Genomic DNA, 255 nt, shown 5'->3' on the forward strand with positions numbered 1-255 from the left:
GGCAAAGCCTGCGCGCTCGTCACCGACGGACGCTTCTCGGGCGGCTCGTCGGGCCTGTCGATCGGCCATCTGTCGCCGGAAGCGGCCGAAGGTGGCAACATCGGTCTGGTCAGGACCGGCGATCGCATCGCCATCGACATCCCGAACCGCAGCATCACGCTGGAGGTCTTCGACGAGGAGCTCGCCAGGCGCCGCGCCGTGGAAGAGGCGAAGGGCGATGCCGCATGGCAGGCGATCGGCCGCAAGCGCAACGTC

General features: G+C 69.0%; 1 pseudogene. It reads left to right on the forward strand.

The features are described from left to right. Positions 1-255 (forward strand): annotated as a pseudogene (locus AC0L3U_RS39740) (dihydroxy-acid dehydratase); the annotation flags it as partial.

It is taken from the genome of Bradyrhizobium sp. Kon69, assembly GCF_055807515.1.